This window comes from Arcanobacterium canis, assembly GCF_029625435.1.
GTDB lineage: Bacteria > Actinomycetota > Actinomycetes > Actinomycetales > Actinomycetaceae > Arcanobacterium > Arcanobacterium canis.
The window spans coordinates 1,689,272-1,712,366 of sequence record NZ_CP121208.1 but is presented as its reverse complement, the minus strand read 5'-3'; the positions used below and the strand labels follow the sequence as shown (position 1 = coordinate 1,712,366).

Sequence of the window (23,095 nt, the reverse complement as noted above, 5' to 3'; positions counted from 1 at the left end):
GTGAGCGTTAGAGGACGAGCAGCCCGCGCGAGTCGTACACCGACGTGCCCGTATCGCTACTGCCGCCTCGGATGGCGCGGTCCAAGGCCATGATGGTGGCGACGACCCCGTCGATCTTCTCGGTGGACTTTTGCTTGTCGGGTTTGATGTTTCCTGCCGGGTCTTGGCGCACGTGAATGTTGTCGACCATCCACGAAAGCACCGGGTGGCCGCCATGCGCGAGCCTGCCTTCGAGGGCGAGTTTCATGAGTTCCTTGCTGGGTGGGCTCATGTCTTTGAAGCCTTGCCCGAACGGCACGACGGTGAATCCCATGTCTTGCAGGTTTTGGCTCATTTGGACTGCGCCCCACCGGTCGAAAGCGATCTCGCGGATATCGAAGCGTTCACCAAGGGACTGGATGTGGTGTTCGATGTGGGCGTAGTGGACAACATTGCCCTCCGTGGTTTCCAGGAAGCCTTGGGTGTGCCACAGGTCGTAGGGCACATGATCACGCGCGACCCGCAGCGGCAGGTTGTCTTCGGGTATCCAAAACCACGGCGCTATCCGGTACTTCTCATCCGACCCGTAGGGCGGGAAGACGAGCACGAACGCGGTGATATCCGTCGTGGAGGCCAAGTCCAGCCCGCCGTAGCAGGGTCTGCCTTCCAGCTCGGCCAGGTCCACTGGGTCTGCGCAGGCGTCCCAGATATGCATGGGCATCCACCGCACAGACTGCTTGACCCATTGGTTGAGGCGAAGCTGGCGAAACGAGTTTTCCTCGGCAGGGTTTTGCCTGGCCGAGTTGCACGCCGCCCGTACCTTGTCGATTGGAACGGTCACCCCGAGTGAGGGGTTGGCCTTGTGCCACACCGCCTCATCCGTCCAGTCATCATCCAGCTCCGCGCCGTAGATCACCGGGTAGAAGGTGGGATCGTGTTTCTTGCCCGCGAGAATGTCGCGCGCTTTTTGGTGCTGCTCGTAGCAGATGCTGTGCGTGTCAGTGCCTGCGGTGGTGATGAGGAAGTACAGCGGCTGGGTGCGCGCATCACCCGAGCCCTTGGTCATCACGTCAAACAGGGCCCGGTTGGGTTGAGTGTGCAGCTCATCGAAGACGACACCTGAGATGTTGAACCCGTGCTTGGAGTACGCCTCAGCTGAGAGCACCTGGTAGAAGCTGTTGGTCGGCTTGTAGATGATGCGCTTCTGACTGCTGAGGATTTTCACCCGCTTCGATAGGGCCGGTGATTGGCGGATCATGTCGGCGGCGACCTCGAAGACGATGCTGGCTTGCTGCCGATCGGCTGCGCATCCGTACACCTCGGCGGCTTGTTCCCCGTCCCCGCAGGTCAGCAGCAGCGCGATCGCGGCGGCCAGCTCGGACTTGCCCTGCTTCTTGGGGATCTCCACATAGGCGGTCGTGAACTGGCGGTAGCCGTCGGGTTTGATGGTGCCGAACAGGTCACGCACGATCTGTTCTTGCCAGCTCAGCAGCGTGAAGGGTTTGCCTGCCCAGCGGCCTTTCGTGTGGCGCAGCGCTTGAATGAATGCCACGGCGAAGTCGGCTTTGCGCTGGTCGTAGGTGGAGCTGTCGGCCATGAACCTGGTCGGCTGATACGTGCTCGTCATCGGGCGGCAGCTCCTTCCTCGGGGTATAAGAAAAGCCCCAGCCGTGTGGGGCGAAAAACAGTTCGTGCAGGGCCCAATCCGTTGGAGGGTCGGGGCGGCGCGTGGGGTTAGCAGTAGGTGTGGCGGAAGTCGGCGACCACCTGGCCGGTGTCGAAGCCGCCGTAGCGCCAATCGGACAGGCCGCGCTGCCTGGCAAGGGCGATGATCTGGTCGGCTTTGGTGTAGTGCCAGCCGACACGGCTGAGCGTGTGGACGGGGATCTTCTCTGCCCCGATCTCATCGGCGAGCTCGTCGAGGACGCTGAAGGGGATCTCGGCGGCGGCCTGGATCTCACCGTGCGGGGCGGCGTCGGCGGGGATCTCCAGGTGGTTGGTGATCAGGTTCCGGGTGGCGTCCATCGTCCGTGTCCTCCTTGTCTGTGTGGGGTGTGGGTTAGATCTGGGTCAGGGCCCAGGCGATGGCGTGCCCGGCGTCTGCGAAAAGGTGGTCGGCCTCGGCGATGAGCTCCAGGGCGCATTCGCTGCGGCCGCGTGCGTTCGGGCCGAAGCCGTCGATCGGGGCTTCGGTGAGGCGATAGACCTGGGCGCTGTTGCCGTAGCCGTCTTTCTTGGTCCAGGTCGCGAAGGTGGCCAGCGTGTAGTCGCCGTGTGCGAGGATCGCCCCGTAGGAGTCGACGCGCATCTGCAGGGCTTCGGTGGTGAGCTTCTCGGTGGTGTTCATGGCTGTTGTCCTTATCCTGAGGGGGTGTTCTTTTGTCATGTACATACAGCCATAGGTGCGGGCGTTTATCCAGTCATTATTTGCCCTGATGAGCTGCTATTTTTCGGGTTTTTCGGTGGGCAGGGTTTCCCAGGAGTCCTCGCCCGGGATGAGCCCCAGATTCGATCCGGTGTCCCAGTCGACGTGGACGGTGCCAAGGTCGTCAACAAACGCCACGGTGCCAAGCACACCGGGGCGCAGCGTCGTGTACGGGTCGCTGGTGGCGATCAGGCGCACCCGCTGGCCGGGAGTCATGGCCGGTTCTCCTTCCTGCTTGCTGGGGTGCGCCAGGCGGCGTCGCCTTCGAGGCCTGCCAGCAGGATGCGGCGTGCCTGCTTGTGTTCGGGGCCGATGAAGCCCAGGGAGAGCAGGAAGCAGCGCATCGTGTACTTGTCATTGCCCGGTGCTGGCGGCGTGGCCCGGATCCGGGTTGCCTCCTGGGCGCGTTGGCAGAGCCGGGCCACGAGCGGGATTACCGCCTCGCGTGCCGTCTCCGGGGAGATCGACTCACACCACGGGAACGAGACTGTCTGGTCATCGTTGAACTCGACGGGTGTGGCCGGGATGCCCAGGGCTTTGGCGATCAGTGGCCCTTTGGCTGCCAGGAGCGCTTCGAGGTTGGAGCGAGTGCGCTCACTCCACCCGGTGGTGGGCATCGTGACCGTCAACGCCATCTCGCCCGGGTCGGCGGTTTCAAAGCCTGCCTGGCGGGCGGCCTCGTGCACGGCCTGCGCCTCGATGCCATCTGGCAGGTAGAGGGTCCAGTCCCTATCTAGCGTGGCGTCTGCGATCTGGTAGGCAAACGAGGGCGTGCCCAGATAGGTGGCCTTGACGCCAAAGTGATCGGCGAGGAGCTGGGCGAGCTTTTTCCTGCCCGTTTTGTGCGGGGTGAAGGCGAGGATGCTCATGCCACGACCTCCTGCTCGAACCAGGCGGCCACCATGCTGAGGAAACGCGCCGGGTCGTGCTCGATCACGCGCACCACCAGCTGGTAGCCGCGTGCTGTGGCAACCCGTAGGGTTTCCTCGCGGTCGTAGACGTTGACTCCGGCTGCGATGAGCTCGCTGATTTCGATGTGTAATTCACTCATGACCAGTCCTTTTCGCTCGGTTCCCCCCCCGGGTGTGGGGGTGCTTTCGGTCATGTACATACAGCCATACGTTGTTCCGCTTATCCAGTCGTTTTTCCCTCATCAAACAGACTTTTTCACGCCCCTGTTTTTCCCTGCAATTGCGGGGTTTTATTCGCGGTCGCGGTCGACGTGTTTGACCAGATCCAGGTACGTGTACTGGGTGTTGCCTCGCTGGCAGGTGATCCCGGCCGCGTCCCCGGTCGCCTCGGCGTAGCGGCGCAGGATCACCGAGGCGTACTTCTCGTCGAGCTCCATGAGGTAGGCGATGCGGTCGGTCTGCTCGGCGGCCATCAGGGTCGAACCGCTGCCAGCGAACGTGTCGAGGATGACCGCGTTAGCCTGGGTGGAGTTGCGGATCGGATAGGCCAGCAGGTCCAGCGGCTTAGAAGTCGGGTGGTCGGAGTTCTTACGCGGCTTGGCGAAGTTCCAGATCGTAGTCTGTTTCCGATCAGCGAACCACTTGTGCTTGGCTCCCTGCTTCCACCCGTAGAGCACTGGTTCGTGCTGCCACTGGTACGGCGAGCGTCCCAGCACGAGGGAGTCTTTGACCCAGATGCAGCAACCGGAGAGTTTGAACCCGGCGTCGATGAACGCCCTGCGGAAGTTCAGCCCTTCGGTGTCGGCGTGGAACACATACGCAGACCCACCCTTGTCGAGAACACCCGCCATGTTGGTAAACGCGGTGAGCAGGAACTCGTAGAACGAGTCGGCCTTCATCTCGTCGTTTTTGATCGTGAGCCCGTCGGAGGACTCGAAGGCGACGTTGTAGGGCGGGTCAGTGAGCACCAGGTTCGCGCTCTTGCCGTCCATGAGCACCGCGACCTCGTTTGCGTTGGTGGCGTCCCCGCAGACGAGGCGGTGCCTGCCGACAGTCCAAATGTCCCCGCGCTGGACGAACGAAGCGGCCTCGAGAGCGGCGGTGAGATCAAAGCCGTCATCGGTGACCTCGTCATCGTCGAGGGAGCCAATCATTTGGGCGATTTCGTCATCGTCGAAGCCGGTGAGCTCGGCATCAAAGTCGGCCGCGTCCAAGTCGGCGATGAGCAGGGCCAGCTTGGACTCGTCCCAGTCGCCGCTGATCTTGTTCAATGCGACGTTGAGCGCCTTCTCGCGGGTCTCGTCCAGTTCGACAACCACGCAGTCAACATCGGTGTGGCCCAGATCCGCGAGTACTTTCAGGCGCTGGTGGCCGCCGACGACGTGGCCGGTGGTGTGGTTGTAGATCACCGGCTCGACGTAACCGAACTCGGTCAAAGAGCGCTTGAGTTTTTCGTAGTCCGCATCGCCGGGCTTCAGGTCTTTACGCGGGTTGTAGTCGGCGGGCTTGAGCTCACTGATGGGTAGCTGCTTGATGAGCACGGCGGGTCACCTCTTCTCTGAGCTTGTCGGTATATGGCAGCGTCCATTCCCAGTCGCTCAGGCCATGTCCCATGTGCCCGCAGGTGGCAAGCTTCGCGTAGATGGGGGCTCTAAGGCCGAGGCGTTCGATGATCGCGGCTGGGCGCAGCGGGAAGATCGCCTGGGCGGCGTCGGTGAGCAGCCAGTCCGGGTGCTCACCGGTGCCGAAGGTGTCGATGTGGAACGCGACCGGGTCGGCCTTACCGATCGCATAGGAGATAGCGACGTGGCATTCTTCGGCCAGGCGCGCATCCACCACGGTCTTTGCGATCAGGCGCGCCATGTACGCGCCCGTCCGGTCGACCTTGGAGGGGTCCTTACCCGAGAACGCGCCGCCGCCGTGCGGGCCGAGCCCACCGTAGGTGTCGACCATGAGCTTGCGTCCGGTCAGCCCAGTGTCGGCGGTGGGCCCACCGGTGACGAACCGTCCCGACGGGTTGACGAGCACGCGCTCAGCCGTGGCATCGGGCAGGTGCGCCTCGATAGCGGGAGCAACGATCAGCGTGCGCACCTCCCGTTCAAGAAGGTCGGGGTCTTTGTGCGCATCGTGTTGGATGGAGACGATCACGGTGTCGATGCCGACCGGGGTGCCCAGCTCGTCGTAGACCACACTGACCTGGGATTTGCCGTCGGGGCCGATCCCTGCGATCGTGCCCTGGCTGCGGGCTGTATCGAGGCAGCGGCAAATCTCGTGGGCGAGCACGAGCGGCAGCGGAAGACACTGGGGCGTCTCGTTCGTGGCGTACCCGTAGACGGTGCCCTGGTCACCCGCCCCCAGGCTCGCATACGCCGACTCATCACCTGCACGCGCCTCGATGGAGGTTGTAACACCTGCGCCGATGTCGGCGGATTGGCGGCGCACCCACACATAGATGAGGAACCGGTTCGGGTTATACCCAGCCAGTCGTAGTGCAGCACGTGTGGAGGCGCGCAGCTGCGGCCGGATGGTGGTGGTGATCTCGCCGGTGACGATGATGCGCCTGCCACTCGCCATGACCTCAACGGCCACGCGTGCGGTCGGGTCGAGGGTGAGGATGTCATCGAGGATATGGTCTGCGATCAGATCGCAGAGCTTGTCGGGGTGGCCGATACACACAGATTCAGCACTTCGCACTACAGACACGCGAGGGCTCCTTTCACAAAAGCGAACAACAAGAAAGCCCGCCCGCGTGTCGGGCAGGCAGGAAACGAAACGAGCGGGATGAGAGGCTTTAGGAGGAGGCTTTGAGTAGCTGCTCCATGACCTCATCGCCTGGTGTGGCGCCGGAGTAGTCGGTGGTGCAGGTGGCGCGCACGATGTCGAAAATCTCGTACCAATACACATTCGCCTGCTTACCGAAACTCTGGCTCATGGCTACGAACGGGCTGGCGATCGCCGCGCCCGTGGTGGGGTGTTTACCGAGCAGACCGAACTTGGAGATCGCCTGCTCGCACTGCACATAGCGGGCGAAAGCCTGAGAGTACTGCTCAATTAAGCGTTTGGAGACGAACTCGGTGCAGCCGCGTTCATCCAGCCAGTTCCAGGTCTCCCGGTAGACCAGGTCCGCGCCCAGTGGTTGGCCGTCGCGCTGCTCGGCACTGAGGTAGTCGCCGGGTTCGGGCATCGCCTCACCAGCCAACACAGCACCATCACCAATATCAGTGCCATCCAGATCGAACACATCGAGCTCGGCCGGTGCGGTGAGCCGGGAGGCGGGGCGACCGGCAGCGAGCTTGTCGTTGAGCGCCTCGGGTTTCGCGCCCGCGCGGACCCTGCGTCCGCCACGGTTGGTGCCGTCTTTGGCCATGGTGCTACCTCCTTTCCGAGGGCGTCGTGCCCTGGTGTGGAGGGCGTGAGGGGTCAATACCCCGTTTGATTCGGGGACTTTGTGCGCGGTTGGCCCCGCCCGCTGACCTGTCCCGAGGTCGTAGAGATTCGACGACCCTACCCCTCGTAAGGCTTTCGACGTTGCCACGTGTTCGGCAAACGCCAGGAGGGTAGGCAACTTTGAGGTGCGCGACGACAACCGCGACAGGGCGGAACGTGGCGAAGAATTCAGTAGGTGTAGACCCGAGGTTGTTGCCGCCACCGATCATCATCAAGCGCGCTCTGGCGCGAGTGGCAGGGCTTGCACAGCGAACGGAGGTTGTCGAAGTTGTGGGTGCCGCCGTGCTCAAGCGGGAGCACGTGGTGGACTTCCTGTGCGGGCGTGTACTTGCCTTGCTCTAGGCAGTCTTCGCAAAGCGGATGGGCGGCGACGTAGGCGGCGCGGATCTTACGCCACCGCGCGCCGTAGCGGCGGTTGATCTTCGGATCACGCTGATACTTCCGATACCGGGCGTCCTCCGCCTTGGCATGGGCGTCGCAGTAGCGTTCACGGGTCAGTTCAGGGCATCCAGGGTGGGAACACGGGGACGCTGGCTTCACTGGCATCGCTGGCTCCTTCCCCCTGGATGTGGTGAAGCCCCAAGTTCCCGTGTGGGTTCTTGGGGCTTCTCCTAGTTTTCAACCACTTACATGTTCTCACACCGATATGCGGTTTTCTATCGCATGTTTCGGATACCGGCTAACGCTAGAGCTGTCCGTATAAGGCGGTGGCGAACCTGTCGAGGGCTCGGTTCTTGCGCCGATAGACCGTGTCACGCTCGACGTAGAAGTGATCGGCGATCATCGACACCTTCTCATCTTGTGTCCCCTCGCTGAGGAAGAAGCCTTCGAGGATGAAGCGGTCGTCTTCAGCGATGACTTCCCACGCAGGTAAGAACCAGTCCATGTACTGGCGGGCCTGTAGGTAGCGAGCCTTGTAGGCGTCGATTCGCTCAATGCTCGCGACGATCCTGTTCTCCGAAGCGTGGAGGTTGCCTGATGGTGGCGTGCCGTCCATGCGTGGGGATGCTGGGCTTGCCGCGTCAGCGTAAGCCGTCTTGATCTGCTCGTCGGTACTCTCGATGATCTGTTCCATCACCGCATAATCCTGTAGCGCTGCGATCGCGGCTTCCCTTGTGTCGAGGTATTTGGTCATCACATGCATGAGCTTGTCCTTTCAGTGGTTGTGATTTCTGCTGTGACCGCGTCAATCAACGCAGCCTGAGTGGCGTCTTTCGCATCAAGGGCTTTAAGGACGGCTTCATCGAGCGTCCCTTCAGAGATCAGGTGCGTGATGGTGACCGGCTCTAACTGTCCTTGCCGATAAAGGCGGGCATTCGTCTGCTGATAGAGTTCTAAACTCCACGTGAGCGAGAACCACACCAGCAGATGCCCACCGCTCTGGAGGTTTAGCCCGTGGCCAGCGCTCGCGGGGTGGATCAGCCCGAGGGTTATCTCGCCTCTGTTCCACGCCTCGATATCCGCGCTCGTTTTCAGTTCGCGAGCCTGTGGGAAGCGGGCGGTGATACGTTCGCGGTCGTGAGTGAACCAGTAGGCTACGAGCAGTGGGTTGCCGTTGGCTGCCTCGACGAGGTCTTCGAGGACGTCGAGCTTCCGCTCGTGAACCGCTGTCCACTGACCATCGCCGGTGTAGATCGCACCCGACGCCAACTGCAGCAACTTGCCCGACAATGCAGCAGTATTCGCAGCGTCGATTGTCGCCTCACCGAGGTCGAGGACAAGATCAGATTTCAACTGCTCATACACGCGTCGTTCTTTCGGATACAGCACCACAGGCATTGTCGTCACCGTCAGTTTTGGTAGCTGCAGGTGGTCGGTGGTTCTCATCGACAACGTCATGTCACCAATCGCCGCATAGATCTCATCCTCAGCACCCACGCGTGGCTTATAGGTAAAGACCTGCATCCCATTGCGCTTATCGGGCACAAACCACCGCTCACGATAACGAGTAATGAAACGACCCAAACGCTCGCCACCGTCGAGAAGACGGAACTGCGCCCACACATCCATCAGCCCGTTCGACGCTGGCGTTCCGGTCAGCCCAACCCAGCGTTTAACGTATGGTCGCATTTTCACCAAAGCCGTGAACCTCTTCGCCCGATGATTCTTGAACGAGGAGAGTTCGTCGATGATAACCATGTCGAACGGCCAGCTACCCCCGAGTTGGCTGATGAGCCATGGGATGTTTTCACGGTTGATGATGGTCACCATTGCAGACTTGGATAACGCTGCCAGCCGGTCTTGTTTGGTGCCAACAGCGACCGCGACGGTGAGCCCGTCAAGGTGATCCCACTTCGATATTTCGGCGGGCCAGGTGTCTCGGGCTACCCGAAGTGGTGCGATGACGAGGACTCGGTGGATGGTGAAGTAGTCGAGCATGAGCTGCCAGATCGCCGTCAACGTGATCACCGATTTGCCCAAACCCATCCCAAGGAAGATCGCGGCCTCGTGGTGGTCGATGATGTATTGGGTTGCGGTGGTTTGGTAGTTATGCGGCTGATAGTGCATCAAGCACCTCCTGTATGCCGTCAATCGAATCAACAACCAGAGCGGTGAAACCTTGCTGGCGGAGTTGGTTCATCCGGCGCACTTGGATTGGCCGTGGCTTCTTGCCTGATGCTTTGAGCTCGACGAAAACAGCCCGGTTTCTCGTCAGGCATATCCGGTCAGGTACACCCGTGGTTCCAGGGCAGACAAGCTTCCAGCACAAGCCGCCAGAGGCTTCAACGGCTTTCTTCAGTTGGTGTTCTATGGTTCGTTCGTTCATGGTCACTCCTTGAATGGTTTCTCAAGGGGTGCAGAGTGGTGCAGGGTATTTCCTAACCTTTTACATAGAGAAAAACACCATGTAATTTCACATGCGTAAGGTAGGAAAACGGGTTGCACCGGTCTGCACCCTCATAACTTTCAGCTGTTGAATTCGCTGGTCAGGGCCAGCCCGTAGACGCGGATACCGGACTTGGTTTTCTTGCGCTCGAATCCTGCTTGTTCGCATGCGGCGTTGAAGTCGACCATCGGGCGCGCCCATCCTGAGGTGTTTTGCGCCCACGCCCGATACGTCTGATAGAGGTCACCAGCCCTCTCCGATAATCCGTCCTCGACGTCGCACGAGTCCTCAAGGAACTGCGAGAACCAGTCGTTATCCTCCTTATATGCTTGCGAGGCTTGAACCACCTGAGGCGGCGGAGTGAGCTTGTATCCCTCACTGTGAATGAGGCGCGCTCCCTCCATGATCCAGGAAAGGATTGCTCCGCCAGCGTGTTCGTAGAGGTGGTCGGCATAGTTCTTCACATCCGTGTCGCCTTCGATGGTGGCGTTGAACGGGATGACGATCAGACGCCGCCAGATGCCTGCATCCATAGCTCCCACACGCGGCAAATGGTTCGTGTACAAGACCAGCGTGTGGGAGGGGGTGAAGGCGAAGGGGTCCTTGAACTTTTTCTCTGCCGAGATCTGATCGGTCGAAGCAAGCTGTTTGACGTTCGAGGTTGATAGGCGCATGCCTTCTTCGGTTTCGGCCGCGATCAAGAGACGTTTGCCTCTGGCTTCGGCGAGTTCGGGTTTGACGTTGCGACGCACCCCGACTGTGAGCGCGTCGGCTGAGATCGTGCCCGAATACGTCCCCAACACGCGGGCGATGGTGTTCCAGAACGTGGATTTGCCGTTTCGCCCGTCCCCGTAAGCGATGACGAGCGCTTCTACGAAAACCTGCCCGATCGCCGCCAACCCCACAATGCGCTGCACGTAACCAATCAACTCAGGATCTTTTTGGAAGAAGACGTCAAGCGCGTCGGCCCAGATCTGTGCACCCTCATCGCTGGGGCCGACAGCGGTCTGCTTAGTCAGCAGATCGGCGGGATTGTGCTCGTGGCTACTACTGTCGCGTAGATCCCAGGTACCTGCCGGGGTGTTGAGCTGGTAGGGGTCGACGTCGAGGTCACGGACACGTACCTGCAAGATCGGCCCGGCTTCTTTCAACGTGGCCGTGATATTGCGTGACAAACGCCTGGAGAGAACGAACTTGTGATAGTTTTTGGATTCATCCCACGCCTTGAATGCTGCGACTTGGGCGGGGTTGAGTTTTGCTAGGCCGCGGGCTTTCGATGAAGCCGATGCCATCACCACGTCAGCACCGGTAGAAACCATGTCTTGCCATGTTGTGGCGATAAGGTGTTGTGCTTCTTCGAGCTGGCGGGAGGTCAATTCCTGAACCACTCCTTGTGCGGACAGGTCGTTCTCATCCCACACGCCATGGTCGTAGACAAGCCACTTAGTAGCCAGTGAGTAGCGGATCTTGTTCGCATACTCGCCAGCCAATGTGTCTGCCTGACCGACATCGGAAAAATCATCCGGACGTAAACCTGCTAACGCCTCATACGCCTCTGGTGGTAGATAGCTCGGGTCGGAGGCGACCTTCGAAGCGAACCGGCACGCGCTATTCCAGATCGTCTGTAATTCTCCCTCGTTGAGCGGTGGTTCACAGAGGTTGGCTTTGCGGTCGAAGAGGTCTCGTGCTTGATCGGTCTGCCCGTAGCGGATGAGGACCCGCCCGGCGAAGCGCGAGAGCGTGGCATTACGGGAGCCTTCACCAATCACAAGAGTGGAAGCATCGAAGGCAGCAAATACGTCGATCTCGTCAGCGTTATCGAGCCAGTCGTCAAGAAACTGATCGCCCTCATGCGCCGTAACTTGTGGGTTAGGGGTGCCGTAGATGAAGCGACCGGCATCCAAAGCATTGCGATCAAAGAACGCGAACCGTGATGCGAGGCGGTGCTTGAGCCCCGCATAGTCGTCCGCGTTGCGTAATTCGTGGATTGGGAAGTAGACGTGGAAACGCGGCCTAGCCGAAAGCACGCCCTTCGGCTTCATGTGGTTGCGGGAGGTGGCGGTCATGAACTCCACGCCGAACATGAGCTCAGCGAGCTTTTCTGGTGTGATCCAGTCAGTTTGGGTTTCGGTGTGATCGTTATCGATATCCATCACCAAGCAATCCGAAGACATGAACGCTGCAGTTGAGCGGCGGTCATTGACATACGTGGCTGCCACGTGATCAAGGCCAGCGACCACGCTTAGTGATGCCACGTCCGTGATGGTGTGCTTGTTCGGGTAGTGGTTATTGTTCTGCACACCGGTAACCGCGGCAGCGAACAAGGTGAAAGGCGTGGTCATGGGGTGACCTCCTTGAAATCAGAATCGAAGTATTTGATGGGCAGGTCGAGGTCGCGTGCCCACCCGATCTCCAGGCGCATACCAGGGCTGACGTGACCCACGTATGCCCACAGGGCTTCGCATTTAGCGAGCAGCACTCGGTTGAAAAACATCGCCAGCTCGCGGGTGTCCGGGTCGGAGTCATCCATGAACTGTGGAAATAACAGATGCGGGGCGAACGGGATCTTGCCTGCCGCTACTGCGAGCTCGCAGAATTGGCGGGCGAGCTCAACGTTCGCCCCAGTGTCGCCCGAATACGGTGAGCAGATATAAACCAAGGGCCGGTAGCCGAACTGTTCGCGCTGGAGCTTCTTGAGCGCGTGGTAGCTCGTCAGGTCCAGATAGCCTTCGGTGTTTTTCTTCGAAAACCCAATATCGACTGTCGTGGCGCTCATGCCTGCACCTGACCTTCACGCTCAATGACCGGGAGGATGCCGAGCTGGTTCTTGAGCAGGTCGTAGATGAACAGACGTCCCTTCTGGGTCCAGTACATGTGGGTGCGGGTCTGGCCTTCGCCGTATTCGTGAGTCTTGGACTGGGTGTATCCCTGCTCGGCGAAGCGGGCGTAGAGGAACCACCGGCCCGACTGATGGAACTGCACGTGAGCATCACGCAGAATGCGGTTGAGCTTCTTCGCGGAGAGTCCGTAGTCCTTCGCAATCGCCGTCGTCGTCAACAACGAATCGGACTGCAGCACGACGTCGTAGTACGAGACTTTCGGTGCCGCTTCGAGCAAGGCTTGCTCTGCGGCGAGGCGCTTGGCTCGCTCGGCCCGCAGCGTGGCGATGGCATGCTCAAGGAACTCATCGTCAGCCAGCAGCTCGTCGATCGCGTAGAGGCCGTGGCGGCGAATCGTCGGTAGCACTTCATCGAACACCCAGGCTTCGAACTTCTGCGCTGCCGGGAGCTTTGAGGAGATGATGAGGCGATAGAGGTCACCTTCGGTAATGAAGCGGACCTGCTGGATTCCACCAGCGGTCTCAAGGGGGTGGTAATTTGCCACCCCCTTGCAGTGCAGCTTCACCGCGTTCGTCGGATCCTGGTAGCCGAGCGCGGTGGCGACATCCTTGCTGCAGAAAAGGATCTGACCATCATTGGTGATAGTGCGAATGGTGCCGAACACGTCGTTGGTGAATGATTGAATCTGGTTTCCCATGGCGGGGTTCCTTCCCGAGACCCCGTCGAGAAAAAGTCGTGCCGGTCGGCACAAGGGTTAAGGGCCTCACCCCACTGCCGACGAACCCGAAAGTGTTAAATCACGGGTACTCAATCGCTTCTCGTTCTGGCACGATTGGTGTTGAAGCCCCGGTGGAGCGCTATCTGTTAGAGCAATCTGGCAGGTATTCTCGCCGGGGCATAGACAAATTTCTCGAGTGCTCTGTGTGGAAGAACCATCGTTCTCTTGCTACAGCGGTGCCGACACGGTGGTCTTTTAGACAACATGACCGGTTCCGCTGCCCGCTTCGGTGGGAGCACAGGTCGGTTCTCGTTTCTTAGCGGTCTTGGATAAGCTTTCTTTTCTGATGGTGGTACTTCGCCGAGTTCTTGATTCTGTCGCTGTTTTCGCGGTATAGTGATTACCACTAGTACCGGCTCGCTTGTATCGGTTTCCGAGACAGGTCAGAGCCGGTCTTCATGTTTTTGGAAGCGGGTGGGCTGGTGGTCGATAAACCGTGGGCCAGTATCGATGAGCAGATTAATATCCTCACTCGTCGTGGCCTATTGGATGCCGGTGATTACCGCCGCGAGTTATCTACTGTCGGCTATTACCGGCTTTCGGGATACTCCTACCCGTTGCGCCAGTCAGCTCCCGAAGGCTCACCTCGGCGGCGTTTAGATCGTTTCGTTCCCGGCACACGTATGCATCACGCGGTTGAGCTGTACGAGTTTGACGAACAGCTGCGTCTTGCTGTGTGGCGGGCGCTATGCAAGCTGGAGGTGTGCCTGCGAGTTGACGTGGGGCACGTGCTGGGTGAGATCGATCCGTTCATTCACCTCGACCTCGAACGGATTTGGCCGTCAGGCGCAATGCATCGCCGTGCAGTACTGTTTACGCAGAAGCTAGCCCAAACGCAGTCGCGCTCTACAGAAGATTTCGTCATGCATTACAACCAGACCCACGATGGGCGTTTGCCGGTGTGGGTGGCCACCGAGATCCTCGAATTCGGACAACTCGTGACCCTGTTTTCGTTGGCTCCCTTCGAACAGCGTCGTCGCATTGCTGACAAGTACTTGGCACGTGCCGACGAGTTGGAATCATGGATGCGCACCGTGAATTTCATTCGTAACGTATGCGCCCATCACGCCAGACTATGGAACAAGCGACTCGTCATCCGTCCACTGGTCAAACACCGTCGCAGCGACCAAACGCTATCGGCCGTGACACATTCTTCAGGACGTATATACACCGCGTTGGTGCTCACCGCATTCCTCTTGAGACGAGGAAATTTCACCGCTGAAATACAGGCCATCAGCGACGTCCTAGACAGTTTCCCCACCGAAATTCCTGGCGTCGATCTAACGCACATAGGTGCCAGCCCCAGCTGGAAACAAGATCCCATCTGGACAATCAACAGCTAATCCTTACGGTAATAGGCGCACTCATACCCATCCGCATCCAACGGCAAACCTTCGACCCATGCTGGGAGCGTGGACATCAGCTCGCACGCGTCAGCAACGGTGAAGCCCGAGCCCAAGGGCTCGTCGATAACGATCTCGTCGTGAACATGCATCACAATCCGATGCCCGGCTTTGGCGACTGCGTGCATGCCGGTGACGAGCAGATCACGAGCGATCGCCTGCACGATATTCTCGACAAGTTTTCCACCGTAGGTTTCGAGCTGTCCCCAACGTCTGGCTGCGGTGGTGCCGGTGTAGGTGATGGAGGTGCCGCCCCACCTGTTCTCACCCAGACGCGGCTGGACGTAGGCAAGCCGTCTACCGGAGGGCAGTTCGATGAAGAGAATCCCAGACTCAACGCTAAAGCGCAGGTTCCGCAGGCGAAGCGGCTGGCGCGACATGATCGCAGCAATCACGGCTTCTTCAACATCTGCCCAGAGTTGGACGATGTGTGGGTTAGCTTGCCGCCATGCGTCAACGATGGGTTTGAGCTCGTGTTCGGCGAGTCCCATGGTGAGTGCTCCCATGGCTTTGAGAGCGCCGACGGAGCCGCCATAACCACAGGCGAGCACCGCAATCTTCCCCTTCTGACGAAGCTCACCATTAACGCCGTGCTTCTCTACTGGGACGCCGAACATGCGGGAAGCGGTTTCGCAGTAGAGGTCTTTACCTTCACGGAAGGCGTCCAGGGTGGTTGTTTCTCCTGCGAGCCAGGCGATGACGCGCGCCTCAATCGCAGAAAAGTCCGCCACAATAAACCGGCACCCAGGGCTGGGAATGAACGCCGTGCGAATCAACTGACTCAAGGTGTCTGGTACAGATTCGTAGAGCAGCTCAAGTGCGTCGAGGTTGCCTGTTCTGACGAGCGTTCGTGCTTGGTCGAGGTCAGATAGATAGTTTCTTGGGAGGTTTTGGACTTGGACGAGGCGTCCGGCGAAGCGTCCGGTGCGTCCTGCTCCGTAGAACTGGATAAGACCGCGCGCACGGCCATCGGTTCCGGCGACGTTTTGCATGGCTTGGTATTTCTTGACGCTTGATTTTGCTAGATCGCCGCGCAGTTCGAGGACTTCTTTCACCTCGCCAGTGGCGGTATCGAGGGCGGCATCGACCTCGGCTTTCGCTAGTGATTCGAGTTCGCAGCCGCGCGATGCGAGCCATTGTTTGAGTTGGATGGGTGAGTTCGGATTCTCCAACCCAGTCAATGTCTGTGCCCGAGCGAGTGTGGCGTTGCGGTGGTGCTCGTCCACGGCAACGGCATTATCGACGAGCGTGTGGTCGAGAAGAATCCCGGCATCATTAATGCGTTGGTCAAGAGCGTAGGTGTCCCATTCGGCCTCGGGCATCGGAAAAGACGCCAGTCTGTCGTGGATGGCGAGCTCGACTTCGACGTCACGCCGGTTGTAGTCGATGAACCGTGCCCACCCGGTTGGGTCAGCTGATGGTGGATTCCTGTGTTTGCCGCCGTTCAGAACTGAGGGTGTGGCGGGTGTGCAGAACTGCTTGATCAGCTTCTTGCCTACTGTGTCTTTTTGGACGTCGAGTTTGAGGACGGTGGCTACTGCGTCGAGGCTCATCGGCAGACCGAGATAAGCCGACCAGATCATGGTGCAGCGCCACTGCCTTGGGCCAAGAAACCCATCAGCGAGAAGCTCTGGATGATGCGCTCGTAGCCAAGCGGACAGGCAGACTCGTTCGAAGGCGGCGTTATGCGCCCACTTCACGACGGATGGATCAACTAAAGCCGCCAGAACCTCGTCGGGCATTGATTGTCCGTTGGCGAGATCCACCATTTCGACTGGACCGCCGTCAATCGAATAGCCGAACAGGAGCAGCTCGAAGTCTGGGTGCTCGGCATACGGGTAAAGACCCGTCTTAGCGAGCTGGACGGGACTGAAAGATTCAATATCGCAGAAGAGTGTTCGCATGACGAGGTTCCTTTCACATAGAGGAAAAGTGGAGGGAACCAACAAGATGTGCTGATTCCCTCCACGTGTGGGGATGGTTAGTTCAGGAAATCGTCATCAGCGGCGAAGACACCGAAGTCGGTCTCAGCGGAAACTCGTCCACCGCCAAGGCTCTCGCCGTCACGGGTCTTTTGGATATTGCCCAGTGCGCAGGCGATGCCTCGGTTGCCGTTTGTGTTGAACGCATAGAAGGACAGGGATACGCGTGCGTAGCAGCCCGAGTACACTTCGGCGCGGTCGAGGATCGGGGCGACGCTCTGATCGACGATCTGCGGAGCGGTCAGGGAGTTGGCGTTGAGGAAGTAGGCACCCTTGTAGGCTTCGTCGTCACGCTCAATATCCCCATCGCGCAGCGGCAACTTGAGGGCGGCCTTGTTGGGGCGCTTGCCACCAAACTTCCCGATACCTGCTTCGATGGCTACATCCACGGCCTTCTCGATCGCCGCAATCGTGGCAGTATCGGACTTCGGGATAATTAGGGAGACGGAGTACTTCGGTTTGCCTCCCTGGATGGAGTTCGGCTCCCACACGTGTGCGTAGGACAGCCGGACTTCGCCGGTCACAATACGAGTTGTGTTAGTCGTTGACATAATCATTCTTCTTTCTACTAGTTACTTGTTTGGTTGAAAATCGGTGGCCGCACTCACCAGGTCAAGCGCTGGCCGCTTATCGGATGCAGGAACCAACGTGGGTTTTCCTGCAGGCTTGGTCACGAGGTCACCGAGGATCTCGTTGAAGGCGGGTTTACCCATGAGGCGTTCCATCGCTGTGAGGGTGATGAGCTTGCGGTCATAGATGTCCCTATAGCCAGCCGCCTCAGCCGCTGCAGCGACATCGGTTTCGGAGGTGTATTTGCGTATCGACCGTCCGGCTACGAGCTTGAACCCCTCAAAGACCACGCCCTGGTTGACGGCCTTGGAAAGGGCGTAGGCTTCCACGTCCGACGCCCAGGTTTTGAGCTGTGGAATCCGCGTGAGCACGTCGGCAATCTCGCTGTCGGACAGTTCTGCTGGTGGGACGAACTCGTGCTTTGCAAGGGCGAGGTTGGCTTCCGCTCGCGCCCGACACGTGGGTGCAATCTTGCAGAACTGACACCACGAGCCCGGACAAAACTCGCCCTCGCCAGCCGCTGCCAGCTCAGCCTTCGGCTTCACCTCTGCCTCAGCCCACGCTTCGAGGTCGGCGACGGGGATTTCCCAGGTGTCGACGTTGCCCCGGCGCGGTTGGTAGATCGTCACCGCTACGCGCTCGATGTCGTACAGGTCGCCGAAAGTGTGAAGGGCTCCGAGAGCGTAGAGCATCAACTGGGGATTACGCTCAGCCTCAACCAACACACCTTGCCCGTATTTGAGATCAATGATCTGCAAGGTGGGTTCGGCGATGATCACGCAATCCCCGGTGCCAAAACCTCCCGGAACCACATGGCTGAAATCTAGGCGTTGCTCGATCAGCACCTGCGGATCACCACAGGATTCTTGGGCGATGGAGATGCGTTCTTGGACGAACGCCACATAGTCGTCCGTGAGGATTTCCATCTCGTCATCAACCCAAGTTGAGACTGGCCGCTTCGAGCGCTGCTTCAAAGCGCGACGGAGCTTGTGCTCAGCCAGTGCATGGGCGGCGGTGCCTTGCTCGGCAGCCGCAGACGTGGATTCTGGCTCATCGGATTCGAGGCACGCTGAGGGTGTGCAGTTGAGCCACCTGTAAGCACCAGAAGCTGAGAGGAGTGCGTGATCAGACGGTGCCATCAGCAATCTCCTTCGCTCGATCCAGCAGCCAGCCGAACTTCGCCGGATCCACCGCTGAGAGCTTGTCCGCACCAGCCTCGACGATCAGCTCACGAACCTTTGCCGTGTGACCTTGCGCTGAGAGCTCGGAAAGAAAAGCACGTACTTCTTCCAACGTCACCGTCGGTTCAGGTTCAACCTCTGGCTCGTCCGCAAGTAGTTCTGGCTGGGCGTGCGTGGCTGGGATGGTTTCGAAGGGTTCCTTGATCTGCAGGGCAAGCTCCGGGCGTTCACCAGGCATTCCTGCGTGGTCTTCGAAGCTCTCCTCAACGATCTGCTGAGCCCGCGCAAGCAAATCGGCGAGCGATCGCATCGTCTGGTTTCCATCACGAATGAAGGCGTTAATTTCCGGCATCATCATTTGGATTCACCCGCCTTGAGAGCATCGGCCAGGGCCATGAGGTCGTCATCGGTGTTTTCGGTGATGTCGATCTGCTTGACCGAGTCACCGGGAACGAGAATCATGACTTTGCGTGGGGTACCAAGCAGTAGGCGCATGAGCCGTTCACGCAGCGTCACATTCTTGGTGGCGACGATTCCGGGGTTGTCAGGGATATGCCGGGCAATATGAAGCTTGAGACTATGTCGAGCCATCGGGCTTACCTTTCTTCCTCATTTGCGGGAGCAGCCCGGTTGGCTTCTCCCTTCACCCCACTGCCGACACCGCTCGAAGTGTTAAATCGGGCCTCCTCAACCGCCTGCCGGATCAGCGGTTTTACCTCTGCCACCAGCTGCGATACCCGAGCACGGGTCAACCCCATATCGCGCGCCACCTGCGCCTGATTGAGCTTGTCGGTTGCAAGCAGACGCGTCATCACCTCACGATGCTGCGAATCCAAACCAGCGATGACGTCACGCATCACCTCGAGATCACAGGCACGCTCGACACTGTCCTCGCGTTCGATGACCTGGTCTTCAGCGCTGATACCCGGTGAAGCAGGGTCAAGATCGATCTCGAGCATCTGCTCATACGAAAACGGCTTGTTATTCGGGACGCGGCATCCACGTCGAGGACCGCACCCAGCCCCACACGTACATTTCTTCTTACCCTTGCCGCGATCGGCGCGAACCGCCTGATGCGTGGCCGCTTCCTCTGCGTTCCACAACTCGTCCAGAATCTTCTGCGGCGTGCAGGGCTTAACCTGGTCGAGCGGAACACCAGTAGCGGCGGCACGTTGCTCACGGTGGGTCGCGATCATGAGAGCGAACTCGCCAGGGTCAATGTCGAAAGTGTCAGTGATGGACTCGTTCTTGTTGTTATCTGCTTCGTGCTTGAAGGTGACCTTCATCGAAGGATCTCCATTTCTCCGGGAATCCCGGTGATTTGGAGACCTGATCTGTTTGGCTCAGATCACTGGTGAGAACTACTTGGAAGACAACAAAGGCGAGCCACCCCACCCAGCCCTCAGCAAAGAGGGGTTGGGTGCGGTGACCCGCCGAGCGCTCCCAGAGCAGGTCTCACTAGTGGTTCATTTGTCTACAACCACAGCCAGCACTCGCTGTGGAGGTCGCTCATCCGCCAGATGAGCTCCCGAACAATCACGCTCAGGCTTCGGAGAACGTCAGTACCGGTGGCCACCAGCACTACCGCCTCCACCTGTTCTGGTGCGAGAAGCACTCACACCAGAGCAGGAGTGATTGCGGCTACTTGCCGCGCTTGGATGGCTTGGCCTGCGCCAACGCTGACGCAGCCACGGACTTCGAGTCCTTGCCATAACGGCCATCGGTCAGAATCTTCGATGCCTTGGACGCCACCTTCGCGGACGTCTGCTTACGGTTCCTTCCCATGTGCTTCACCTCCTTCGCTACGATCAGGGCACCCACCACCAGTTGGTGCGTGTTCGTGAGCGTTAGCGCGAGTCGGTGTGCGATAATGAAATGACAGTTGCTCGTCTCGTCGGCTCGTGTTTTGCTCACACTTCAATCAAAGTGGACGAGTTTTCTAGACGACGGACGATGAAAGGGCAGGAATTTCTAGATCTTCCAGAGTTTCTTCTAGAAGATGCGTGGCGGAGGTGGATCATTGACCCTGAGCGCCTTTTGCCGCGCAATTTACAAGCCAAAAGCTCCGATAAAATCGCAGAGTAAGTTCGTACGCGCAGTTTTTGAGGCAGCAGGAAGCGCCGCAGTCTATTCCACTTCGTACTGGACGGCGCTCTTTCGCGGCGACCAAGAACTGTCCGACCCGCTACGTGATTCGATGCCAGAGCAGATCAACAAACAGTCGCTGCTGAGCTTTCTTAGTGAGCACTTAACGCCGTCCACTAGCACGAGGCACACATTGGGTGACCGCTGCCAAGAAGTCGGCAAAGACACCGGACTGCCCTCAACCCTCACTATCGAACCAGAAGCATTCATTTGGGCACTCACTGACTGGTTTGATGCGATCATCCATGACCCAGACCATTGCGATGTCCTCGAACACTGCTACCGACTTCGCCTTGAAGACCAGGAACCAGAAGAAATAAACCCCGCGCCGCAGCCGCTCTATCAAGGAGATCGCGTCGACGTGACAGAACCGCCCGCACTGCAAAAACACAAGCCAGGATTTTGGACCGAGTTCACTCACACCTGGACATTGCGCAACGTGGGCAGCATCAACTGGACCAACCGGACACTCATCTGTACGAATCCAACAGACCCGCGACTACGACCCGTCGGCACCACGCAAATCAGCATTCCTGACAGCCCACCGGCGACAGCGAAGTTCATCAAGATTTCTTGCACGTTTCGGGCGCAAGGCTATGAAGGTGCTGCCTCAAGCCACTGGGAAATGCATAACGCGGATGGCGAGAACTGCTTTCCACAAGAAGGCACGACCTTCAATGTCGATGCCACAGTTATTAACCCGGATCTTCACGCGATAAGGCAGGAACGATGAGCGAAGCTGAATTAGAAAACTGGGTCACCATGAAAGAAGCGCAAACTCACCTCGGTGTGCGCCGGGAAACCATCACGAAATGGATCGCGACGCACAATCTTCCCGCCTACAAGGTCGGCAGGGTGTGGAAGTTCAAACTCTCAGAAATCGACGAATGGGTCCGCACCGGTCAAGCCGCAGAAGAACCACATCCCAACAATACTCACGAGCCTAAGGAGGAACGCTAATGCCAGAACTGAACTGGGTCGGTAAAGACAAGGTGATCACCCACCACCTCGACGTTCCCTACCGCGTCCTCGACCGCCAATACTCATATGACGAGCACGGCCAGCACGATGCGGACAACGGCTCACAGAACATGATTATTCATGGTGACAACCTCGAAGCCCTCAAAGCGCTCCTGCCGCGCTATGAAGGAAAAGTCGACTGTATCTACATCGATCCTCCCTATAACACAGGCAACGAAGGCTGGATCTACAACGACGCCGTCAACGACCCACGAATCAAAAAATGGCTTGGCGAAGTCGTCGGCAAAGAAGGCGAAGACCTCTCCCGCCATGACAAATGGCTATGCATGATGTACCCACGGCTAAGACTTCTCCATCGCCTGCTAGCCAGAAACGGATTGATTGCTGTCTCGATAGGTGACACAGAGCTGTCCAATCTAGGCTGCATCATGGACGAAATCTTTGGCCCTGCAAACCGACTTGCTTGTGCGCCAGTGCGCTCTGAACCAAGTGGAGGGAAAGATAAAACGGCCCTGCGAACAGGACACGAATACATTTTGTTCTACACCAAGGGTGACCAATCAAGTCTTGTCAAAGAAGAGAAGACAACTGGGAAGCTTGACCTCAAGGACAGCAAGGGCCCGTATCGAAAAGGGCGTGAGTTACGAAAGTGGGGTGCAACTTCCGACCGATCAGATCGACCGACGTTGTGGTTTCCCATTACTGCACCCAATGGTGGAGAAGTATTCCCAATCAAGAATGACGGGTCTGACGGCTACTGGCGTTGGAGTCCTGCTCACGCAGGTATGTCAGAGTTATTGGACAATCCTGAGGCTGCTCACTGGGAGAAAACATCATACGACCCAGGGGTTGTTGTAGATGGAGAGACTGAGCGCTGGGTTCCATACGAGAAAATTCGTGACGTAAAAAAATCATTCGGATGGAATACGTGGCTCGATGGCTATGGAACTAACGCCGACGCGACTGCAGTAATCAAGGCAATCTTTGGAAACAAGAAATTCGACACCCCGAAACCACTATCACTAATCGAATGGATTATCGCCCTGCATGGCAACACAGACGGCATCGTCTTAGACTCATTCGCAGGCTCAGGAACGACCGCACACGCCGTGCTTAATTCAAATATGTACGACGACGCAGACAGAAAATTCATCCTCGTAGAGCTCAGCGACTACGCAGAATCAATCACGGCAGAGCGGGTCAAACGAGTGATCGACGGATACCGCACCGATAAGGATGAAGTGCCCAGAACAGGAGGGTCATTCTCTTTCTACGAGTTAGGCGCGCCACTACTTCTCGCAGGTGACTTGAACCCAGAGGTGCCTCTTGAGCGGGTTCGTGAGTATGTGTGGTTCACCGAAACTGGGCAGCCGTTCTCGAATCCGCCCAGTGCCCATCCGTATTTCTTAGGACGGCATGATGACGCGTCGTTGTTTTTCGTGTTCGAGCCGGATCGTGTGACGAGTTTGGATCGTGACTATCTGGCTTCGATCCCTCCTGAGTGCGCGGCTAGTTCGTATGTGATTTATGCCGACACGTGTTTGTTGTCTGATGAGGAGCTGCGCTCTCTGAATATCACGTTCAAGAAGATCCCTCGGGATATCACCCGTCTCTAAGGAGTGTTGG

The 23,095-nt window shown here is 58.6% G+C and carries 27 protein-coding genes; 4 read left to right on the top strand and 23 right to left on the bottom strand.

The features are described from left to right. Positions 1–7 precede the first annotated feature (7 nt). The 16 genes from P7079_RS07730 to P7079_RS07655 form a co-directional block, all read right to left on the bottom strand. Positions 8–1,606, bottom strand: coding sequence for a terminase large subunit (locus tag P7079_RS07730; protein WP_278012677.1), 1,599 nt, complete (start codon positions 1,604–1,606; stop codon positions 8–10). 107 nt (positions 1,607–1,713) lie between these two features. Further along, complete coding sequence (locus tag P7079_RS07725; protein WP_278012676.1) at positions 1,714–2,004, bottom strand: pseudouridine synthase; 291 nt, start codon at positions 2,002–2,004, stop codon at positions 1,714–1,716. A 34-nt stretch (positions 2,005–2,038) separates the two neighbouring features. Continuing rightward, positions 2,039–2,326, bottom strand: a complete 288-nt coding sequence (locus P7079_RS07720; protein WP_014320308.1) for an Nmad4 family putative nucleotide modification protein — start codon at positions 2,324–2,326, stop codon at positions 2,039–2,041. 96 nt (positions 2,327–2,422) lie between these two features. Further along, positions 2,423–2,620: a DUF4314 domain-containing protein gene (locus P7079_RS07715; protein WP_005295562.1), complete on the bottom strand. Its 198-nt coding sequence runs from the start codon at positions 2,618–2,620 to the stop codon at positions 2,423–2,425. Next, positions 2,617–3,273, bottom strand: a complete 657-nt coding sequence (locus tag P7079_RS07710; RefSeq protein ID WP_278012675.1) for a hypothetical protein — start codon at positions 3,271–3,273, stop codon at positions 2,617–2,619. Before P7079_RS07710 ends, P7079_RS07715 begins: the two co-directional genes overlap by 4 nt. Beyond that, positions 3,270–3,455, bottom strand: a complete 186-nt coding sequence (locus tag P7079_RS07705; RefSeq protein WP_278012674.1) for a cell division protein — start codon at positions 3,453–3,455, stop codon at positions 3,270–3,272. The genes P7079_RS07710 and P7079_RS07705 overlap by 4 nt, the downstream gene beginning before the upstream one ends. Positions 3,456–3,605: 150 nt before the next feature. Beyond that, the gene (locus P7079_RS07700; RefSeq protein ID WP_278012673.1) at positions 3,606–4,856 is read right to left on the bottom strand and encodes a site-specific DNA-methyltransferase; all 1,251 of its coding nucleotides are present in this window, start codon (positions 4,854–4,856) and stop codon (positions 3,606–3,608) included. Beyond that, on the bottom strand, positions 4,828–6,018 hold the full coding sequence (gene metK / locus P7079_RS07695; protein WP_278012672.1) for a methionine adenosyltransferase: 1,191 nt from the start codon (positions 6,016–6,018) through the stop codon (positions 4,828–4,830). The genes P7079_RS07700 and metK overlap by 29 nt, the downstream gene beginning before the upstream one ends. A gap of 88 nt (positions 6,019–6,106) precedes the next feature. Beyond that, positions 6,107–6,682 carry a P27 family phage terminase small subunit gene (locus P7079_RS07690; RefSeq protein ID WP_278012671.1) on the bottom strand — a complete coding sequence of 192 codons (576 nt, stop codon included), beginning with the start codon at positions 6,680–6,682 and terminating at the stop codon, positions 6,107–6,109. 248 nt (positions 6,683–6,930) lie between these two features. Further along, a complete protein-coding gene (locus tag P7079_RS07685; protein ID WP_204880333.1) occupies positions 6,931–7,308 on the bottom strand; it encodes an HNH endonuclease in 378 nt (125 codons plus the stop codon). A 139-nt stretch (positions 7,309–7,447) separates the two neighbouring features. Continuing rightward, entirely contained in the window at positions 7,448–7,906 is a 459-nt protein-coding gene (locus P7079_RS07680; protein ID WP_278012670.1) for an ArpU family phage packaging/lysis transcriptional regulator, read from the bottom strand. Next, positions 7,897–9,270 (bottom strand): DEAD/DEAH box helicase, encoded by a 1,374-nt coding sequence (locus tag P7079_RS07675; RefSeq protein WP_278012669.1) that lies wholly within the window; start codon positions 9,268–9,270, stop codon positions 7,897–7,899. The genes P7079_RS07680 and P7079_RS07675 overlap by 10 nt, the downstream gene beginning before the upstream one ends. Beyond that, positions 9,251–9,529: a VRR-NUC domain-containing protein gene (locus P7079_RS07670; RefSeq protein ID WP_024330637.1), complete on the bottom strand. Its 279-nt coding sequence runs from the start codon at positions 9,527–9,529 to the stop codon at positions 9,251–9,253. Before P7079_RS07670 ends, P7079_RS07675 begins: the two co-directional genes overlap by 20 nt. A gap of 140 nt (positions 9,530–9,669) precedes the next feature. Further along, the gene (locus tag P7079_RS07665) at positions 9,670–11,931 is read right to left on the bottom strand and encodes a phage/plasmid primase, P4 family (protein WP_060797865.1); all 2,262 of its coding nucleotides are present in this window, start codon (positions 11,929–11,931) and stop codon (positions 9,670–9,672) included. After that, positions 11,928–12,365: a DUF7768 domain-containing protein gene (locus tag P7079_RS07660; RefSeq protein WP_024330639.1), complete on the bottom strand. Its 438-nt coding sequence runs from the start codon at positions 12,363–12,365 to the stop codon at positions 11,928–11,930. The genes P7079_RS07665 and P7079_RS07660 overlap by 4 nt, the downstream gene beginning before the upstream one ends. After that, positions 12,362–13,126 (bottom strand): phage antirepressor, encoded by a 765-nt coding sequence (locus P7079_RS07655; protein WP_024330640.1) that lies wholly within the window; start codon positions 13,124–13,126, stop codon positions 12,362–12,364. Before P7079_RS07655 ends, P7079_RS07660 begins: the two co-directional genes overlap by 4 nt. 503 nt (positions 13,127–13,629) lie before the next feature. Between P7079_RS07655 and P7079_RS07650 the strand changes: the two genes are divergently transcribed. Then, positions 13,630–14,550 carry an Abi family protein gene (locus P7079_RS07650; protein WP_233188477.1) on the top strand — a complete coding sequence of 307 codons (921 nt, stop codon included), beginning with the start codon at positions 13,630–13,632 and terminating at the stop codon, positions 14,548–14,550. Here P7079_RS07650 and P7079_RS07645 read toward each other — a convergent pair. The 7 genes from P7079_RS07645 to P7079_RS07615 form a co-directional block, all read right to left on the bottom strand. Next, positions 14,547–16,514 carry a DNA polymerase gene (locus P7079_RS07645; RefSeq protein WP_278012668.1) on the bottom strand — a complete coding sequence of 656 codons (1,968 nt, stop codon included), beginning with the start codon at positions 16,512–16,514 and terminating at the stop codon, positions 14,547–14,549. The genes P7079_RS07650 and P7079_RS07645 overlap by 4 nt on opposite strands. Before the next feature lie 77 nt (positions 16,515–16,591). Then, a complete protein-coding gene (locus P7079_RS07640) occupies positions 16,592–17,149 on the bottom strand; it encodes a DUF2815 family protein (protein ID WP_081638866.1) in 558 nt (185 codons plus the stop codon). Positions 17,150–17,164: 15 nt separating this feature from the next. After that, positions 17,165–18,301, bottom strand: coding sequence for a DUF2800 domain-containing protein (locus P7079_RS07635; protein WP_024330643.1), 1,137 nt, complete (start codon positions 18,299–18,301; stop codon positions 17,165–17,167). Next, a complete protein-coding gene (locus P7079_RS07630; protein ID WP_024330644.1) occupies positions 18,288–18,701 on the bottom strand; it encodes a hypothetical protein in 414 nt (137 codons plus the stop codon). Before P7079_RS07630 ends, P7079_RS07635 begins: the two co-directional genes overlap by 14 nt. Continuing rightward, positions 18,698–18,934, bottom strand: coding sequence for a hypothetical protein (locus P7079_RS07625; protein WP_024330645.1), 237 nt, complete (start codon positions 18,932–18,934; stop codon positions 18,698–18,700). The genes P7079_RS07630 and P7079_RS07625 overlap by 4 nt, the downstream gene beginning before the upstream one ends. A gap of 5 nt (positions 18,935–18,939) precedes the next feature. After that, positions 18,940–19,629, bottom strand: coding sequence for a sigma factor-like helix-turn-helix DNA-binding protein (locus tag P7079_RS07620; RefSeq protein ID WP_278012667.1), 690 nt, complete (start codon positions 19,627–19,629; stop codon positions 18,940–18,942). A 355-nt stretch (positions 19,630–19,984) separates the two neighbouring features. Beyond that, positions 19,985–20,128 carry a hypothetical protein gene (locus P7079_RS07615; protein ID WP_167561060.1) on the bottom strand — a complete coding sequence of 48 codons (144 nt, stop codon included), beginning with the start codon at positions 20,126–20,128 and terminating at the stop codon, positions 19,985–19,987. Positions 20,129–20,363: 235 nt separating this feature from the next. Between P7079_RS07615 and P7079_RS07610 the strand changes: the two genes are divergently transcribed. Genes P7079_RS07610 through P7079_RS07600 form a run of 3 tightly spaced genes read left to right on the top strand, consistent with a single transcriptional unit; the run spans position 20,364 to position 23,085 of the window. Next, positions 20,364–21,221 (top strand): NBR1-Ig-like domain-containing protein, encoded by an 858-nt coding sequence (locus P7079_RS07610; RefSeq protein WP_024330647.1) that lies wholly within the window; start codon positions 20,364–20,366, stop codon positions 21,219–21,221. Next, on the top strand, positions 21,218–21,448 hold the full coding sequence (locus tag P7079_RS07605; RefSeq protein ID WP_024330648.1) for a helix-turn-helix domain-containing protein: 231 nt from the start codon (positions 21,218–21,220) through the stop codon (positions 21,446–21,448). The genes P7079_RS07610 and P7079_RS07605 overlap by 4 nt, the downstream gene beginning before the upstream one ends. Beyond that, positions 21,448–23,085 (top strand): site-specific DNA-methyltransferase, encoded by a 1,638-nt coding sequence (locus P7079_RS07600; protein WP_024330649.1) that lies wholly within the window; start codon positions 21,448–21,450, stop codon positions 23,083–23,085. The genes P7079_RS07605 and P7079_RS07600 overlap by 1 nt, the downstream gene beginning before the upstream one ends. Positions 23,086–23,095 lie beyond the last annotated feature (10 nt).